The following is a 16451-nucleotide window of genomic DNA, read 5'->3' on the forward strand; positions in this document are numbered from 1 at the left end:
CACCGCACCGCACCGCACCGCACCGCACCGCACCGCACCGCACCGCACCGCACCGCACCGCACCGCACCGCACCGCACCGCACCGCACCGAGAGACTTCACCACCCGCCCTTACGGGAGGCCGCGCCCGACTCGATCAACCGCCACCCCGCCTGGCCACTCAAGCCGCATCGCACCGACGACCGGGCACCACGGACGGATGACAGAGCGGATCGACGCAGGACACCCGAGGAGCTCATCTCCGCCGCCGAGTAAAGATTCAAACCACCACCACGACTACTTCCACCAGCCCAAACCGGCGACGGTCGAGTCTCAACCGGCCCGAGCCGTGAGCGCTCGGCGCGGGTCAGCCCAGCCCGCTCGAGTCAGGCTCGGCGCAACTGATCTTGGTGCGGCCGAAGCGCTCTCGATGGTCATCGTGCCGCCGGGCGGATCCGGCCATCCCGGCGCAGCCCGGCTTGGCGCAGGCCGGCCCGGTGAGCTTGGCCCGGCCCGGCTCCGGCCCGGCTCGGCTCGGCCCCGCCCGGCTCGGCCCGGTGGAGATGAGCCCAGCCCAGCCCAGCCCAGCCCAGCCCAGCCCAGCCCAGCCCAGCCCAGCGATGATCTTGAACCCGTGTTAGACGACACGAGCGGCACCTCCAATCGCTCGACCCAGCTCAGCGCGGCGCGGGCAAGGCGCGGCGCGGGCAAGGCGCGGCGCGGGACGGCTCGACCCAGCTCAGCGCGGCGCGGGCAAGGCACGGCGCGGGACGGCTCGACCCAGCTCAGCGCGGCGCGGGCACGGCGCGGGACAGCACGGGCGCGGACGTGGTTCAGCGCGGGCCACGGCACGGCGATGATCGCGAGCCAAGCTTGCGTTCGACGACGAGCCGGCGCAGCCCATAGCCGCCGAGCCCGCCGCAGCACTGCCCGACACACCCAGGCCCGCCGCAGCCACATCCAAGGAGCCACCCCTAGCTGTAGCGCGCCGAAGGCCGACACAGCGGAAGCGACGCAGCGGGAGCGGACGCGGCCCGGGAGCCGACATGGCCGAGCTCACCTTCGTCTCCAGCCACACCCCGTGGGCGCAACCGCGTCGCGCACATCACCGCCGACGGCACGGTCACCGAGCACTCGGTGGGGGATGACGGCGATGTCCACAGGCTGGGGAGGGCTGGGAAGGGCCGAAGAAGAGGTCTTGGAGCGGCCCGATGAACAGCCGCCGAGACAAGTTATCCCCAACTCGTTCGTGTCAACGTCGGAACGGGACCGGATCGTGCCAACGTTATCCACAGCAATACACAGGCGTTCACAGGAAGTTATCCCCAGCGGTGGACAACCCTCGCCGCCGTCCCCCACAGATGTGGACGAGCCCTGTGGGAATCGATGTGGACAGACACGCACCGTCACCGCTGTCCCCACACCCTGTGGACGCGTGTGGATTTCCTGTTGAAGGTTCTGGGGACGACGAGCCGGTAGCGTTCCAGCGTTATCCCCAGCCCTGGGCACAAACCCGGTGGATAACCGGTGGACAGACGGTGGACAACGGTGGACAACCGCAGTCGGGTCGGCGACTGTGGACGCAGACCCGGGTTTATACCCTGGTTGCCCACATGTGAATCACCGGTGGATAACCCGCTGACCTGCGCAGACGGGAGTTCTCCACACTTTGCACAGGACCGATGAAGACGACTATGTCTTCTCCAGGGAAATCCAAAAAGCAATCATCAGCGTTGGGGAAGGTGTGGATGAGCCGCTTGGCGGTCCGAACCATCCCTGACTCACTGCACAGCACCGGGGTCGGACGCATGCTGCGCCGACCCGCGCCATAGAGTTCAGTGGGCGCCATCAGCACATCCGATGCTGATTCGCCGAGGAAGAGTGACGCGGAGGGCATGGCATGAAGTTCCGGGTGGAGCGAGACGCACTCGCCGACGCCGTGGCGTGGACGGCGAAGAGCCTGCCGAGCCGCCCGTCGGTGCCGGTGCTCGCCGGCGTCATGTTGCGGGTGACCGACGGCAGGTTGCACGTCTCGGGCTTCGACTACGAGGTCTCCAGTCAGGTGAGCGTGGAGGTGCAGGCCGACGCCGACGGCGCCGCCCTGGTCTCCGGCCGGCTGCTCGCCGAGATCACCAAGGCGCTGCCGAACAAGCCGGCGGACATCGCCGCGGTCGGCGCGCATCTCGAGCTGGTCTGCGGCAGCGCGCGCTTCACGCTGCCGACGATGCCGGTCGAGGACTACCCGACCCTGCCGGAGATGCCGTCCAGCGCGGGCACGGTCGACGCGCAGACGTTCGCGGCCGCCGTCCAGCAGGTCGCGATCGCGGCCGGCCGGGACGAGACGCTGCCGATGATGACCGGCGTGCGGATCGAGCTCAACGGCACGTCGATGGCGATGCTGGCCACCGACCGCTACCGGCTGGCGATGCGCGAGCTGCAGTGGAACCCCGACGACCCGGACATCAGCCTGAACGCGCTGGTGCCGGCGAAGACGCTGAACGACACCGCGAAGACGATGGGCCCGCTGGGCGGCGAGGTCACCCTGGCCCTGGCCCAGGGCAACGCCGGCGAGGGCATGATCGGCTTCGCCGGCGGCACCCGGCGTACGACCAGCCGGCTGCTCGACGGGGCCAACTACCCGCCGGTCCGCTCGCTGTTCCCGGCCAACCACAACGCCGAGGCCCGGGTCAGCGTCGCCGCGCTCGTCGAGGTCGTCCGCCGCGTTGCCCTGGTCGCCGAGCGCACCACCCCGGTGCTGCTCAGCTTCGGCGAGGACGGCCTGGTCGTCGAGGCCGGCGGCACCGAGGAGGCGCGGGCCAGCGAGGCGATGGAGGCCGCCTTCACCGGCGAGCCACTGACCATCGGCTTCAACCCGCAGTACCTCATCGACGGGCTGCAGAACCTCGGCGCCCAGAACGCCGTGCTCTCGTTCGTCGACGCGTTCAAGCCGGCTGTGATCTCCCCCGCGGCCGAAGACGGCGAAATCGTGCCGGGTTACCGCTATCTGATCATGCCGATCCGGGTAACACGCTGATACTGGGCTGAAGAGCCACTCATCTAGGGGGAACACCATGCAGCTCGGCCTTATCGGTCTCGGCCGGATGGGCGGCAACATGCGCGAGCGGATCCGCTCCGCCGGGCACGAAGTTGTCGGCTACGACCGTAATCCGGACATCTCCGACGTTGCCAGCATCGCCGAAATGGTCGAGAAGCTCGCCGCTCCGCGGGTGATCTGGACGATGGTGCCGGCCGGCCAGATCACCGAGAGCACGATCGATGAGCTGGGCGGGCTGCTGTCCGCCGGCGACATCATCATCGACGGCGGCAACTCCAAGTTCACCGACGACAAGCCGCGCGCCGACCGGCTGGCGCCCCAGGGCATCGGCTACATGGACTGCGGCGTCTCCGGCGGCATCTGGGGCAACCAGAACGGCTACGCGCTGATGGTCGGCGGCTCCGAGGAGAACGTGGCCACCGCTATGCCGATCTTCGAGGCGCTCAAGCCGGCCGGCCCGTACGGCTTCGTGCACGCCGGCCCGGTCGGCGCCGGCCACTACACCAAGATGGTCCACAACGGCATCGAGTACGGCATGATGCAGGCCCTGGCCGAGGGCTGGGAGCTGCTGGAGGCCTCGGAGTACGTGGACAACGTGCCCGGCGCGATCAAGAGCTGGCGCGAGGGCAGCGTCGTCAAGTCCTGGCTGCTCGACCTGCTCGACCGGGCCCTGGACGGCGACCCGGAGCTGGCCAAGCTCAAGGGCTACGCCGAGGACACCGGCGAGGGCCGCTGGACGGTCGACGAGGCGGTCCGGCTGGCCGTGCCGCTGCACGTCATCGCCGCCTCCCTGTTCACCCGCTTCGAATCGCGGCAGACAGACTCGCCCGCCATGAAGGCCGTCGCCGCGCTGCGCCAGCAGTTCGGTGGGCACGCCGTCGTCGGCTGAGCGCTCCCGGCGGCTTCGCCGCACGGCCAAAGGAGCTGAGCGCTCCCGGCGGCTTCGCCGCACGGCAAAAGGAGCTGAGCAGCCCAACGGCTTCGCCGCACTGCAAAGGAAAGCTGAGCAGCCCAGGCGGCTTCGCCGCACTGCAAAGGAAAGCTGAGCAGCCCAGGCGGCTTCGCCGCACTGCAAAGGAAATCAGTGAGATGTACGTGCGCCGGGTCGAGTTGACCGACTTCCGTTCGTACGAGCGGGTGGCGGTCGACTTCGATCCCGGCGTCGCCGTGCTCGTCGGCCAGAACGGCATGGGCAAGACCAACCTCATCGAGGCGCTCGGCTACGTGGCCACTCTGGACAGTCACCGGGTGGCCACCGACGCGCCGCTGGTCCGGGCCGGCGCGAGCTCCGGGGTGATCCGCTGCGAAATCGTCCACGATGGTCGCGAGCTGCTCGTCGAGCTGGAGATCGTGCCCGGCCGGGCGAACCGGGCCCGGCTGAACAGGTCACCGGTGCGCCGTTCCCGCGACGTGCTGGGCGCGCTGCGGATGGTGCTGTTCGCGCCGGAGGATCTGGAGCTGGTCCGCGGCGACCCGGCCGAGCGCCGGCGCTACCTCGATGACCTGCTGGTGGCCCGGCTGCCCCGGTTCGCCGGGGTGCGCGCCGACTACGACCGGGTCGTCAAGCAACGCAACGCGCTGCTGCGTACGGCGTACCTGACCCGCAAGGTCGGTGGGACCCGCGGGCAGGACCTCTCGACGCTCGCGGTCTGGGATCAGCACCTCGCCCACCACGGCGCCGAGCTGCTGGCCGGCCGGCTGGAGCTGGCGGCGGCCCTCGGGCCGCACCTGACCAAGGCGTACGACGCGGTGGCGGCCGGGCGCACCCGGGCCTCGATCGCGTACGCGTCGCGGCTCGGCGAGGCGCTGGCGCCGGACCGGCCGCAGCTGGAGCAGGCGCTGCTGGCCGCGCTGGAGGAGCGCCGGCAGAACGAGATCGAACGCGGCGTCACCCTGGTCGGCCCGCATCGCGACGATCTCGCGCTCACGCTGGGGGAGCTGCCCGCCAAGGGGTACGCGAGCCACGGCGAGTCCTGGTCGTTCGCGCTGGCGCTGCGGCTGGCGGCCTACGACCTGTTGCGCACCGACGGCATCGAGCCGGTGCTGGTGCTCGACGACGTCTTCGCCGAGCTGGACTCCGGCCGCCGCGAGCGGCTCGCGACGTTGGTGGCGGGCGCGACCCAGTTGCTCGTGACCTGCGCGGTGCCGGAGGATGTGCCGGCGACCCTGCAGGGGGCCCGCTACGACGTCGGACCAGGAACGGTGACCCGTGTCTGAGGGAACCCCGGAAAAGCCGTCAGCGGCGGCCAGGGCGGGCCGGCCGTCCGGCGCGGACGCCCGGCCGGCCCCGGGCGCGAAGGCCACCGGTTCCGGTAAAACGGCCGGAGGGGACAAGAACGGCGATTCCGGTACGGCCGGAGAAGCGTCGGCGGTGCCGGGGACCACTGTCGGGCCGGAGTTGGCTCGGGCCGTACTGGATGCCGCTCTGGCCCGCCGCCGGGCCGCACAGCAGGCGCCGCGCCGCCGTACCGAAAGTGGCGAGGGCAGTGGCCGCCGGCTGCGCGGGTATTCCGGACCGGGGCCGGATCCGCGGGATCCGCAGCTCTTCGGGGTGATGCTCGAGCGGATCATGAAGCAGCGGGGCTGGCAGAAGCCGGCCGCCGAGGCCAAGGTCTTCGGCGCCTGGGAGAAGGTCGTCGGCCCGGACGTCGCCCAGCACAGCCGCCCGGTGAAGCTCGACGCCGGCGTGCTGACCGTCGAGGCCGAGTCGACCGCGTGGGCGACCCAGCTCCGCCTGCTCGCCGCGAACCTGCTCAAGCGCATCGCCGCGGAGGTCGGCCACAACGTGGTCACCAAGCTCAACATCCACGGCCCGGCGGCGCCGTCCTGGAACAAGGGGCCGCGGCGGGTGCAGGGCCGCGGCCCGCGCGACACGTACGGCTGACCGGCGGGCGGCTCAGTAGTCGGCGAAGACCGCGAAGCCCCGCTCCGCGCAGCGGCGGTAGAAGCCCGACAGCACCGCCAGCTCCGTACGGGCGAAGCTCCAGTGCGGCGCGTTGCCCGCGTCGTCGCGCAACGCCGCCAGCCGGTGGTCCAGCCAGCGCAGCTGCTGCTCGGCGAGGCGCCCGCCGGCCACGGCCGCGCGCATCACGTTCGCCACGCTGTCGAAGGTGACCAGGTCGCCGTACGGCTGGTGGCCCTCGACGAAGCGTTCCAGCCCGCCGGCGATCCAGGCGCAGCCGTCCGGGTCGATGACCGGGTCCTCGTCCTCGGCGGCCGCGTCGGTGGCGTAAAGGACGCCCTCCAGCCCGAGCAGCAGGTCGACGAGCTCCGTGTAGGCGGTTGCCCGTACCGTGCCGGTCTTGGCGATGTGCAGCGCGAGCGCCCCGGTGGGCGCGGCGATGTCCGGCGCGTCCGCGACGGCGCCGAAGTCGACGAACTCGGCGGGGGCGACCGGGTCGTAGAACCGGTTGGTCCGCGGCCAGTGCACGGCGACGTTGTCCAGCCCCTTGTCCAGCGCCATGGGGGCCCACCTCTCCTCGAACTGCCGGGCTGCGGGAACCCGTCCGGCCGTGTACCGGCCCGCGCGGGCGAGGTTACGACACCGTCGCCTGCTGTCGTGAGGCAGTGTCGCAGCGCGTGGCCCTACCCGCCGGGAGGCGCGCCCCGGCCCCCGGGCGTCGAAAGGTTCGCCGTTGCGGGGGGCCCGCATTCCGTGTAGGGGGACTCGTGGGAGTGGCCCTCAGTCGCGCTACGGCAATCTGAGGTACCCGGACGAGGGTGCCGGACCCTCTACAAGTCGCTCCGACGGAGTAGAATCGACGGAGACCGGGAAAGTCCGCGCCGTGACGGCACTCCGTCACGCTACGCGATTTTTCCAGCCGATCACGATCCGCGGGTGACCGCGGCGACCGGCGCGCTCGGCTCCACCGGTGGTCCGCCTTCTTCCCGCGGCTCGTCGCCGGTGGTGTGCCCTGCCCGCCGATCGTCGCCGGCTGCCCGCCAACCCCGTGACCGGCCCGCCACGCGCGGGCCGGCGCGAGAAAGTGGCCGAGGGTGGCAGAGAACACGCAGGAATACGGTGCCGGTTCCATCACCGTGCTCGAAGGTCTCGAGGCGGTCCGCAAGCGCCCCGGTATGTACATCGGTTCCACGGGCGAGCGGGGCCTGCACCACCTGGTCTGGGAGGTCGTGGACAACGCCGTCGACGAGGCGCTCGCGGGCTACTGCGACACCATCGACGTCGTGCTGATGGCCGACGGCGGTGTCTCCGTCACCGACAACGGCCGCGGCTTCCCGGTCGACCTGCACCCCAAGCTGAAGAAGCCGGGCGTCGAGGTCGCGCTGACCGTCCTGCACGCGGGCGGCAAGTTCGACGGCAAGGCGTACGCGGTCTCCGGCGGCCTGCACGGCGTCGGCGTCTCGGTCGTCAACGCGCTCTCCACCAAGATGTTCGTGGAGATCCACAAGTCGGGCAACGTCTACCGCCAGCACTACACCGCCTCCAAGCCCGGCCCGCTGGAGAAGGGCGAGCCCACCTCGCGCACCGGCTCGATGGTGCAGTTCTGGCCCGACCCGACGATCTTCGAGACCATCGAGTTCGACTGGCAGACGATCTACCGGCGGATCCAGGAGTACGCCTTCCTCAACAAGGCCCTGACGATCAACCTGGTCGACCAGCGCCCGGAGCACTTCGACGAGGACGGCAAGCCCCGCGAGGTCACCTTCATGTACGAGAACGGCATCGCCGACTTCGTGCGCCACCTCAACCAGACCAAGACGCCGATCCACAAGTCGGTGATCGAGTTCGAGGCCGAGGCGAACGACGAGGGCATGGCCCTCGAGATCGCGATGCAGTGGAACGAGTCGTACGGCGAGTCGGTGTACACCTTCGCCAACACGATCAACACCCACGAGGGCGGCACCCACGAGGAGGGCTTCCGGGCCGCGCTGACGAGCATCGTCAACCGGTACGGCGCGGAGAAGAAGTTCCTCAAGAGCGACGAGAAGCTCTCCGGCGAGGACATCCGCGAGGGCCTGGCCGCGATCATCTCGGTGAAGCTGGCCAACCCGCAGTTCGAGGGCCAGACCAAGACCAAGCTCGGCAACACGGACATGAAGGGCTTCGTCCAGAAGGTCGCCAACGAGCAGATCGCCGACTGGTTCGACCGCAACCCGGCCGACGCCAAGCAGATCATCACCAAGGCCTCCCAGGCGGCCCGGGCCCGGATCGCCGCCCAGCAGGCCCGCAAGCTGGCCCGGCGCAAGTCGCTGCTGGAGTCCGGCTCGATGCCGGGCAAGCTGGCCGACTGCCAGTCGACCGACCCGCGGGTGTCCGAGCTTTTCATCGTCGAGGGCGACTCGGCCGGCGGCTCGGCCAAGCAGGGCCGCGACAGCCAGATCCAGGCGATCCTGCCGATCCGCGGCAAGATCCTCAACGTGGAGAAGGCCCGGATCGACCGGGTGCTGAAGAACAACGAGGTCCAGTCGCTGATCACGGCCCTGGGCACCGGCATCCACGAGGAGTTCGACGTCGCCAAGCTGCGCTACCACAAGGTGGTGCTGATGGCGGACGCCGACGTCGACGGCCAGCACATCCAGACGCTGCTGCTCACCCTGCTGTTCCGCTTCATGCGGCCGCTGGTCGAGCTGGGCCACGTCTACCTGGCCGCCCCGCCGCTCTACAAGATCAAGTGGAACAAGCGCGGCGACGACGCCCAGTACGCCTACTCCGACCGGGAGCGGGACGGCCTGATCGAGCTGCGCCAGCAGAAGAAGCCGAATGCCAAGCCCGACGACATCCAGCGGTTCAAGGGTCTCGGCGAGATGAACTTCCGCGAGCTGTGGGACACGACGATGGACCCGGCGGCGCGCACCCTGCGCCAGGTCACCCTCGACGACGCCGCCACCGCGGACGAGCTGTTCAGCGTCCTGATGGGCGAGGACGTCGAGGCGCGGCGCTCGTTCATCCAGCGCAACGCCAAGGACGTGCGGTTCCTCGATATCTGAGCAGGGGTGAGCGGCGTCACCACACGCCGCTCACCTCGGGTTATGCACAGCGAATCACGGCTTTCCACAACGTTATCCACAGCGAAATGCGTAGCTCGACGCCCTTTGTCGGGTTTGACTGTTAGTAAGGGTTAACTGTGACGGATACTCCCGAGACCCCCGCCGAGGAACCGCAGGACGTACCCGCCGGCGGCGGCGTGGGCCAGCGTGTCGAGCCGGTCGGCCTCGAGGTCGAGATGCAGCGCTCGTACCTCGACTACGCGATGAGCGTCATCGTCGGGCGCGCGCTGCCCGACGTGCGGGACGGCCTCAAGCCGGTGCACCGCAAGATCCTCTACGCGATGTACGACGCCGGCTTCCGCCCCGACCGCGGCTACGTCAAGTGCGCCCGCGTCGTCGGCGACGTCATGGGTAACTACCACCCGCACGGTGACTCCTCGATCTACGACGCCCTGGTCCGGATGGGCCAGCCGTGGTCGCTGCGCTACCCGCTGATCGACGGCAACGGCAACTTCGGCTCGCCGGGCAACGACCCGCCGGCCGCCATGCGGTACACCGAGTCGAAGCTGTCGCCGCTGGCCATGGAGATGCTGCGGGACATCGACGAGGACACCGTCGACATGCAGGACAACTACGACGGCCGGGCCAAGGAGCCCACGATCCTGCCCGCGCGGTTCCCGAACCTGCTGGTCAACGGCTCCGAGGGCATCGCGGTGGGCATGGCCACCAAGATCCCGCCGCACAACCTGCGCGAGATCGCCGCCGCCGTGCAGTGGTACCTGGACAACCCGGAGGCGGACGAGGCCACCACGCTCGAGGCGATCCTCGGGATCGTCAAGGGACCCGACTTCCCCACCCGGGGCCTGATCGTCGGTCAGCAGGCGATCCAGGACGCCTACCGCACCGGCCGCGGCTCGATCCGGATGCGCGCGGTGGTCGAGGTCGAGGAGGACGCCCGGGGCCGGCCGTGCCTGGTGGTGACCGAGCTGCCGTACCAGGTGAACCCCGACAACCTGGCCGAGCGGGTCGCCGAGCTGGTCAAGGAGGGCAAGCTCACCGGCATCGCCGACATCCGGGACGAGTCGTCCGGGCGTACCGGAATGCGGTTGATCCTGGTTCTCAAGCGCGACGCGGTCGCCAAGGTCGTGCTGAACAACCTCTACAAGCACACCCAGCTGCAGGAGACCTTCGGCGCCAACATGCTGGCGCTGGTCGACGGGGTGCCGCGCACGCTCAACCTGGCGCAGTTCATCCGCCACTACGTCGACCACCAGATCGACGTCATCCGCCGGCGCACGGCCTACCGCCTGCGCAAGGCCGAGGAGCGCGCGCACATCCTGCGCGGCCTGGTCAAGGCCCTGGACATGCTCGACGAGGTGATCGCCCTGATCCGGCGCTCACCCACGGTCGAGGACTCCCGCCAGGGTCTGATGCAGCTGCTCGACGTCGACGAGATCCAGGCCACCGCGATCCTGGACATGCAGCTGCGGCGCCTGGCGGCGCTGGAGCGGCAGAAGATCATCGACGAGCTCGCGCGCATCGAGATCGAGATCGCCGACCTCAAGGACATCCTGGCCAAGCCGGAGCGGCAGCGGGCGATCGTCTCCGACGAACTGGCCGAGATCGTGGCCCGCTTCGGCGACGACCGCAAGACCCAGATCATCCCGTTCGACGGCGAGGTCTCGATGGAGGACCTCATCGCCCGCGAGGACGTTGTGGTGACCATCACACGAACTGGTTACGCCAAGCGGACGAAGGTGGACCTCTACCGGTCCCAGAAGCGCGGCGGCAAGGGCGTGAGCGGCGCATCCTTGCGCCAGGACGACATCGTCAGCCACTTCTTCGTGATCTCCACGCACTCGTGGATCCTGTTCTTCACCAACAAGGGCCGGGTGTACCGCGCGAAGGCCTACGAGCTGCCCGAGGCGAACCGGGTGGCCAAGGGCCAGCACGTCGCCAACCTGCTGGCCTTCCTCCCGGACGAGCACATCGCCCAGGTCATCCAGATCCCGGACTACCAGGTCGAGCCCTACCTTGTGCTCGCCACCAAGAATGGCCTCGTGAAGAAGACCCGGCTGGAGGAATTTGACTCCAACCGCAGCGGTGGCATCATCGCCATCAACCTGCGGGAGGATGACGAATTGGTGGGCGCCACGCTGGCCGCGCCGGAGAACGACCTGCTCCTGGTCTCGAAGAAGGCTCAGGCCATCCGGTTCAACGCGACCGACGAGGCGCTGCGGCCGATGGGGCGGGCGACCTCGGGCGTGATCGGCATGCGCTTCAGCGAGGCGGACGAGCTGCTCGCGATGGAGGTGGTTCGTGAGGGCATGGACGTTTTGGTCGCGACCAACGGCGGGTATGCGAAGCGGACGCCGATCGAGGAGTATCCGGTGCAGGGCCGGGGCGGCAAGGGTGTGCTGACGGCCAAGATCACGGAGCGTCGTGGCGGGCTCGTCGGAGCGCTCGTGATCGACCCGGAGGATGAACTATTTGCCATCACCAGCAATGGTGGTGTCATCCGGACTCCCGTGAAGCCTGTACGGCGCACGCGGGATCGGAACACAATGGGGGTCAAGCTGATGGACCTCCCAGAAGGTGTAACCATCGTGGCGCTTGCTCGCAATGCCGACGAGCCTGACGAACAGGACTAGTTGATGCCGGAGACACAGGCGAAGTCGGGGGGCCCGGGATCCTCGGCATCTCCGGTCGACGCGGAGCCGAAGAAGGACGGCGCCGCACCGACCGGACGCGAGGGAGCCGGCCGCGCGGCGGTACCCGCCGATGCCCCGTCCCAGCCGAAGTTCACCCGTGCGCCGGGCATGGCGCCGCCGCCGGGTGAGCCGCCAGCCGACGGTGACGGTCAGGCCGAGCAGAAGCGACCAGCCGGCCCAGCGGGCCCCGCGGTCGCCAAGGGCTCCGCCACGGTGCCGATCGTCACCAAGGGCAAGTCCGGCGGATCCGCTGCGGTGCCGCAGGGCGCCGCGGCCGGGCGCACCGGGGTTCAGCCCCCGGCCAAGCCCGCCACGGCCCCGCAGCGTCCCGCTGAGGCCGCCAAGCGCCCGGCCGGCAACGCCGCCGCCAGCGGCTCGGCCGCCGTCGGTGCCGCCCGCGTCTCCGAGGCCGTCCGGTCGGCGCGCTCGACGGTGACGTCGGCCGCGGCGCGCGGCCCGCGCCGGGCCCGGCTGAACCTCAAGCGGATCGACCCGTGGTCCGTCATGAAGTTCGCCTTCGCGGTCTCGGTGGTCCTGTTCATCGTCGTGGTCGTGGCCACGTCGGTGCTCTACCTCTCGCTCGACGCCATGGGCGTCTGGCAGGAGGTCAACACCAGCCTGCAGAGCCTGGTGAGCGCCAGCGGCGGCACCGAGGCGGCGCCCACCGCCGGCTTCCGCATCACCGCCTGGGGCGTCATCGGCACGTCGATGCTGATCGGCGCGGTCAACGTGGTGCTCTTCACCGCGCTGGCCACGCTGGGGGCGTTCATCTACAACGTCTGCGCCGACCTGGTCGGCGGCATCGAGCTGACGCTGGCCGAGCGCGACTGATCCACCCGCATCGTGGTTGCGGCCGCCGTGTCCGGCACGGCGGCCGCCCCCAATTTGGGGGACCGCGAGGGGGTACGGTAATCTTCGTGTCGCTGTCACGGGGCTATAGCTCAGTCGGTTAGAGCGCAGAGCTGATAACTCTGAGGTCGCTGGTTCGATTCCAGCTAGCCCCACCACGCACCACCTCCCGCCGCGGATGTAAGGGGACCCAGCCATGCTGAAGAAGCTCCTGATCGTTGTCGGCGTCGTCGGCGCTGCCGCCCTGGTCGTCAAGAGGGTCAAGGCGTCCAGCGACGAGCGCGCCCTGTGGCACGAGGCCACGACCGCGCCCGACCTGCGCTGAAGCGCCGCGCACCGGGGGCCCTAGCTCAACTGGCAGAGCACCGCCTTTGCAAGGCGGGGGTTAGGGGTTCAAGTCCCCTGGGCTCCACTTTCTCTCGCCGCCTCTGATCAGGGCCGACGTGGCTGCAAGATCATCTGGAACACGTCACTGTGAGCCCGGCTCGTCGCGCCGGCTCCAATCCTCACCAGGGCGCGGGCCTCTGCTTCCTCGGGCACCCACTTCGGCGTCCGGCCGGCTCCCTGCTGCGCAGACGGGATGGCATGACGACGGGTGAGGGCAAAACTCCCTCACCATGACTGAGCCGTTCGTCTTGGGCGACGCCGATGCTGCGTGAGGGGTCGTCCACCCGCCGCAGGTTGACGGTGTGTCCGCCGATCTTGTGACGACGTTGGCCGGCTTCGGAGGTGACGTGGCTCGCGGCTCCATTCCGCGAGCGAAGAAATATCCACAATGGATAGGGCCATATCACCGGTGGGCGAAGACGAAACCGCCCTCGACGTTCGGGGCGGGGTGATGGGTCATCTCCGCCTCGACGGTGAAGCGGGCGTCGTTCAGCCAGGCCGCCACCCGGGCCGGCGAGCGGCGATGGACGTACACCCGCATCGGGTGGCCGCCGTACCCCTCGGTCTTGAGCCGGGCGCCCTCGCCCGCGTGGAAGCCCAGCAGCAGGACCCCGCCGGGCCGCAGCACCCGGGAGAACTCGGCGAGGACCGTGGGCACTTCGTCGTCGGGCACGTGGATCAGGGAGAACCAGGCGAGCATGCCGGTCACGGAAGCGTCGGCCAGCTCGAGACCGGTCATCGAGCCGACCTCGAACCGGAGGCCCGGATGGTCCTGCCTTGCCACGTCGATCATCGCGGGCGACAGGTCGATGCCGAACGCGTCGAGGCCGAGGCCGTGCAGGTGGGCGGTGATCCGGCCCGGCCCGCAGCCGATGTCGGCGACCGGTCCGTTGCCGCGGGCGCGGACCAGCTCGGCGAAGAGGGCCAGGATGCCCCGCTGGAAGGGCTCGCCGGCGAGGGCCTCGCGGAGCATTCCGGCGTAGCTGACGGCCACTGTGTCGTAGGAGGCCCGAGTATCGTCGAGCCAGCCGGCCGTGTTCATGCGACACACGATAGTCCCGCCCGAGCGGGCGGCGGCCTCCGACGTGAAAGAGTCAAGAACCGTTCGGTTGTTGCAATGCGGCGGCGCTCCCGTCAATATCCACGTGTGACGATGCGCACACGAGAGTGGTTGACGACCGGCGAGGCGGCGGTGCTGCTGCGTTCGTCGCGGGCGCACGTGGCCGATCTCTGCCTGCGGGGACTGCTGCCGTACGTGACCATCGGCTCGCAGCGGCGCATGCGCCGCTGCGACGTGGAAGCCCTGATCACACCGCGGATGGACCGGGAGCAGCTGGAGACGCTGTGGCTGCACCGGGCCGTGGCCGGCCGGATAGTCCGGGACCCGGGGGCGGTGCTGGCCGCGGCGGCGATCAACCTGCGCCGGCTGCGGCGGATGCACCCCGAGGGCCGCCGGTGGGAGTGGCTGGACCGGTGGGACGCCGTGCTGGAGCAGGGCGTGGAGGCCGTGCTGGAGGCGCTCACCTCGTCGGCCGCGTACGCCGTCGAGTTGCGCAAGACCTCGCCGTTCGCCGGGATCCTGCCGGAGGGCGAACGGCAGGCGGTGGTGGCGGCCTTCGCCGAGAGGTGGCGCGAGCACGCCCGGGCGATGCCGCCGGACAAGTTCGAACGGGTGCTGCGCAGCGTGTGAGTGACTCGTGCGTCACAGCCGTCTGTCGGCTGCCCGGCGCCGGGCGGATAGTCAGCTCAACCACGTTCCTGCGGGAGGTCCCGGGAGGTCGGATGACTTCTTCCACTGCCACTCAGCTCCGTGAACTGCTGGAAAACCTGCTGCAAGCCCCACTGCCGGTGCGCCTGCGCGCCTGGGACGGCTCCGAGACCGGCCCCACCGGGACACCCGTCCTCATCGTCCGGAACCGGCGGGCCGTCCGCCGGCTCGTCTGGCGCCCCGACGAACTCGGTCTGGCCCGCGCGTACGTCTCGGGCGACCTCGATGTGGAGGGTGACCTCTTCGCGGCGCTCGACCGGCTCGCCACCCTGATCTTCCGGGGCGCCGACGCGCACGGACTGCCCAAGCGCGCCGTCGCCGCGGAGCTCATGCGCCTCGGCCTGCTCGGCCCGCACCCCAAGCCGCCGCCGGAGGAGATCACCATGCGCGGCTCGCGGCACAGCCGGGGCCGCGACCGCCGCGCGATCAGCCACCACTACGACGTCGGCAACGACTTCTACCGCCTCGTGCTCGGCGAGAGCATGGTCTACTCCTGCGCGTACTGGACCGGCACGGACGCCGGCTACCGGCTGGCCGACGCGCAGCGCGACAAGCTCGACCTGATCTGCCGCAAGCTCGGGCTCGAGCCGGGCCTGCGGCTGCTGGACGTGGGCTGCGGCTGGGGGAGCCTGGCCCTGCACGCGGCCCGCGCGTACGGCGTCGACGTCGTCGGCATCACGCTGTCGGCGGAACAGGCCGACCACGCCCGCAAGCAGGTGGCCGAGGCCGGGCTGGCCGCGCACGTGGAGATCCGGATCCAGGACTACCGCGACCTCGACGACGGCCCGTTCGACGCGATCGCCAGCATCGGCATGGCCGAGCACGTCGGCGCCGGGCACTACGCCGCGTACGCCGCCACTCTGTTCCGGCAGCTCAAAGCGGGTGGGCGGTTGCTGAACCACCAGATTGCCAAGCTGCGCCAGCCGCCGCCTGGCGAGCGCAAGCGGCGTTCCTTCATCGACGCCTACGTGTTCCCGGACGGCGAGCTGGCGCCGCTCGCGACCACGGTGTCGCTGCTGGAGGAGGCCGGTTTCGAGGTGCGGGACGTGCAGGCGCTGCGCGAGCACTACGCACGCACCCTGCGGGCCTGGGTCGGCAACCTGGAGGCGGCGTGGTCGACCGCCGTGGGGCTGGCCGGGCCGGGCCGGGCGCGGGTGTGGCGGTTGTACCTGGCGGCGTCGGCTCTGTCGTTCGAGCGGGGGCGGATCGGGGTCAATCAGGTGTTGTGCGTCCGGGCCCGCCACGACGGCTCCTCCGGCCTGGCCGCGACCAGAAAGGACTGGGAGCCGTGCGGGATACACCCGGCTGTCGGTTCCCCGTGACCATACGGCCACGGTCCGGCGGTTAGCCTTCACTCGTGAGTGGACGGAAACGCGCTGCGGCCATCATCGTGCGGGACGGCCGGGTCCTGATGGTGCACGAACGCAGCCTGCGCGACGGCAACCGCGAGTGGTGGACGCTGCCCGGCGGCGGCATCGACCCGGGGGAGACGGCCGAGGACGCGGTACGCCGCGAGGTGCTCGAAGAGGTCGGCCTGGTGGTCAAGGAGGCCCGGTATCTGCTGGACCTGCCCTACCCGTCGGGAATGACGTCGGTGTTCGCGGTGACCGTGGGCGACGGCGAGCCGGAACTGGGCGCGCACGTCGGCGGTCCCCTGCCGGTCGGGCTGGACTGGGTGCCGCTGCCCGCGGTACGCCCGGACGGCCCCGGCCTGCCGATCCCGCCGATGATTGTCGCCCTGCCGGTGGAGTGAG

General features: G+C 70.1%; 13 protein-coding genes and 2 tRNA genes. 13 read left to right on the top strand and 2 right to left on the bottom strand.

Annotated elements, in window-relative coordinates:
* Nucleotides 1-1878 precede the first annotated feature (1878 nt).
* The 4 genes from dnaN to Ani05nite_RS16535 all read left to right on the top strand — a co-directional run bounded on the left by dnaN (nucleotide 1879) and on the right by Ani05nite_RS16535 (nucleotide 5917).
* On the top strand, nucleotides 1879-3012 hold the full coding sequence (gene dnaN, locus Ani05nite_RS16520) for a DNA polymerase III subunit beta (protein ID WP_203769278.1): 1134 nt from the start codon (nucleotides 1879-1881) through the stop codon (nucleotides 3010-3012).
* Between the two features lie 37 nt (nucleotides 3013-3049).
* On the top strand, nucleotides 3050-3922 hold the full coding sequence (gene gnd / locus Ani05nite_RS16525) for a phosphogluconate dehydrogenase (NAD(+)-dependent, decarboxylating) (RefSeq protein WP_203769279.1): 873 nt from the start codon (nucleotides 3050-3052) through the stop codon (nucleotides 3920-3922).
* A 200-nt stretch (nucleotides 3923-4122) separates the two neighbouring features.
* Nucleotides 4123-5250, top strand: coding sequence for a DNA replication/repair protein RecF (recF, locus tag Ani05nite_RS16530; RefSeq protein ID WP_203769280.1), 1128 nt, complete (start codon nucleotides 4123-4125; stop codon nucleotides 5248-5250).
* 154 nt (nucleotides 5251-5404) lie between these two features.
* A complete protein-coding gene (locus tag Ani05nite_RS16535) occupies nucleotides 5405-5917 on the top strand; it encodes a DciA family protein (RefSeq protein WP_203769281.1) in 513 nt (170 codons plus the stop codon).
* Between the two features lie 12 nt (nucleotides 5918-5929).
* Here Ani05nite_RS16535 and Ani05nite_RS16540 read toward each other — a convergent pair whose 3' ends face one another.
* Complete coding sequence (locus Ani05nite_RS16540; protein ID WP_203769283.1) at nucleotides 5930-6496, bottom strand: hypothetical protein; 567 nt, start codon at nucleotides 6494-6496, stop codon at nucleotides 5930-5932.
* Nucleotides 6497-7029: 533 nt separating this feature from the next.
* Here Ani05nite_RS16540 and gyrB point away from each other — a divergent pair.
* From gyrB to Ani05nite_RS16565, 6 genes are all read left to right on the top strand, one after another.
* Nucleotides 7030-8982, top strand: coding sequence for a DNA topoisomerase (ATP-hydrolyzing) subunit B (gene gyrB / locus Ani05nite_RS16545; protein WP_203769285.1), 1953 nt, complete (start codon nucleotides 7030-7032; stop codon nucleotides 8980-8982).
* Nucleotides 8983-9119: 137 nt separating this feature from the next.
* Nucleotides 9120-11633 (top strand): DNA gyrase subunit A, encoded by a 2514-nt coding sequence (gene gyrA / locus Ani05nite_RS16550; protein ID WP_203769287.1) that lies wholly within the window; start codon nucleotides 9120-9122, stop codon nucleotides 11631-11633.
* 3 nt (nucleotides 11634-11636) lie between these two features.
* Complete coding sequence (locus Ani05nite_RS16555) at nucleotides 11637-12524, top strand: DUF3566 domain-containing protein (RefSeq protein ID WP_203769289.1); 888 nt, start codon at nucleotides 11637-11639, stop codon at nucleotides 12522-12524.
* A gap of 99 nt (nucleotides 12525-12623) precedes the next feature.
* A tRNA-Ile gene (locus Ani05nite_RS16560) sits at nucleotides 12624-12700 on the top strand.
* Between the two features lie 38 nt (nucleotides 12701-12738).
* Nucleotides 12739-12867 carry a DLW-39 family protein gene (locus Ani05nite_RS41090; protein ID WP_239130073.1) on the top strand — a complete coding sequence of 43 codons (129 nt, stop codon included), beginning with the start codon at nucleotides 12739-12741 and terminating at the stop codon, nucleotides 12865-12867.
* A gap of 14 nt (nucleotides 12868-12881) precedes the next feature.
* Nucleotides 12882-12954: transfer RNA gene (locus Ani05nite_RS16565), tRNA-Ala, on the top strand.
* 378 nt (nucleotides 12955-13332) lie between these two features.
* Here Ani05nite_RS16565 and Ani05nite_RS16570 read toward each other — a convergent pair.
* Nucleotides 13333-13971: a class I SAM-dependent methyltransferase gene (locus tag Ani05nite_RS16570; RefSeq protein ID WP_203769291.1), complete on the bottom strand. Its 639-nt coding sequence runs from the start codon at nucleotides 13969-13971 to the stop codon at nucleotides 13333-13335.
* A 111-nt stretch (nucleotides 13972-14082) separates the two neighbouring features.
* Here Ani05nite_RS16570 and Ani05nite_RS16575 point away from each other — a divergent pair, with 111 nt between their 5' ends.
* From Ani05nite_RS16575 to Ani05nite_RS16585, 3 genes are all read left to right on the top strand, one after another.
* Nucleotides 14083-14619, top strand: coding sequence for a helix-turn-helix domain-containing protein (locus tag Ani05nite_RS16575; protein ID WP_203769292.1), 537 nt, complete (start codon nucleotides 14083-14085; stop codon nucleotides 14617-14619).
* 92 nt (nucleotides 14620-14711) lie between these two features.
* A complete protein-coding gene (locus tag Ani05nite_RS16580) occupies nucleotides 14712-16019 on the top strand; it encodes a class I SAM-dependent methyltransferase (RefSeq protein ID WP_203769293.1) in 1308 nt (435 codons plus the stop codon).
* A gap of 35 nt (nucleotides 16020-16054) precedes the next feature.
* Nucleotides 16055-16450: an NUDIX domain-containing protein gene (locus Ani05nite_RS16585; RefSeq protein WP_203769294.1), complete on the top strand. Its 396-nt coding sequence runs from the start codon at nucleotides 16055-16057 to the stop codon at nucleotides 16448-16450.
* The last annotated feature ends 1 nt before the right edge of the window (nucleotide 16451 follow it).

This window comes from Actinoplanes nipponensis, assembly GCF_016862275.1.
Classification (GTDB): Bacteria; Actinomycetota; Actinomycetes; order Mycobacteriales; family Micromonosporaceae; genus Actinoplanes; species Actinoplanes nipponensis.

Excerpts from the sequence above, each read along its gene's own strand:
- Ani05nite_RS16540 (WP_203769283.1), bottom strand. The coding sequence starts at position 6,496 with ATGGCGCTGGACAAGGGGCTGGACAACGTCGCCGTGCACTGGCCGCGG.
- Ani05nite_RS16570 (WP_203769291.1), bottom strand. The coding sequence starts at position 13,971 with ATGAACACGGCCGGCTGGCTCGACGATACTCGGGCCTCCTACGACACA.
- gnd (WP_203769279.1), top strand. The coding sequence starts at position 3,050 with ATGCAGCTCGGCCTTATCGGTCTCGGCCGGATGGGCGGCAACATGCGC.
- Ani05nite_RS41090 (WP_239130073.1), top strand. The coding sequence starts at position 12,739 with ATGCTGAAGAAGCTCCTGATCGTTGTCGGCGTCGTCGGCGCTGCCGCC.
- Ani05nite_RS16555 (WP_203769289.1), top strand. The coding sequence starts at position 11,637 with ATGCCGGAGACACAGGCGAAGTCGGGGGGCCCGGGATCCTCGGCATCT.
- recF (WP_203769280.1), top strand. The coding sequence starts at position 4,123 with ATGTACGTGCGCCGGGTCGAGTTGACCGACTTCCGTTCGTACGAGCGG.
- dnaN (WP_203769278.1), top strand. The coding sequence starts at position 1,879 with ATGAAGTTCCGGGTGGAGCGAGACGCACTCGCCGACGCCGTGGCGTGG.
- Ani05nite_RS16580 (WP_203769293.1), top strand. The coding sequence starts at position 14,712 with ATGACTTCTTCCACTGCCACTCAGCTCCGTGAACTGCTGGAAAACCTG.
- Ani05nite_RS16575 (WP_203769292.1), top strand. The coding sequence starts at position 14,083 with ATGCGCACACGAGAGTGGTTGACGACCGGCGAGGCGGCGGTGCTGCTG.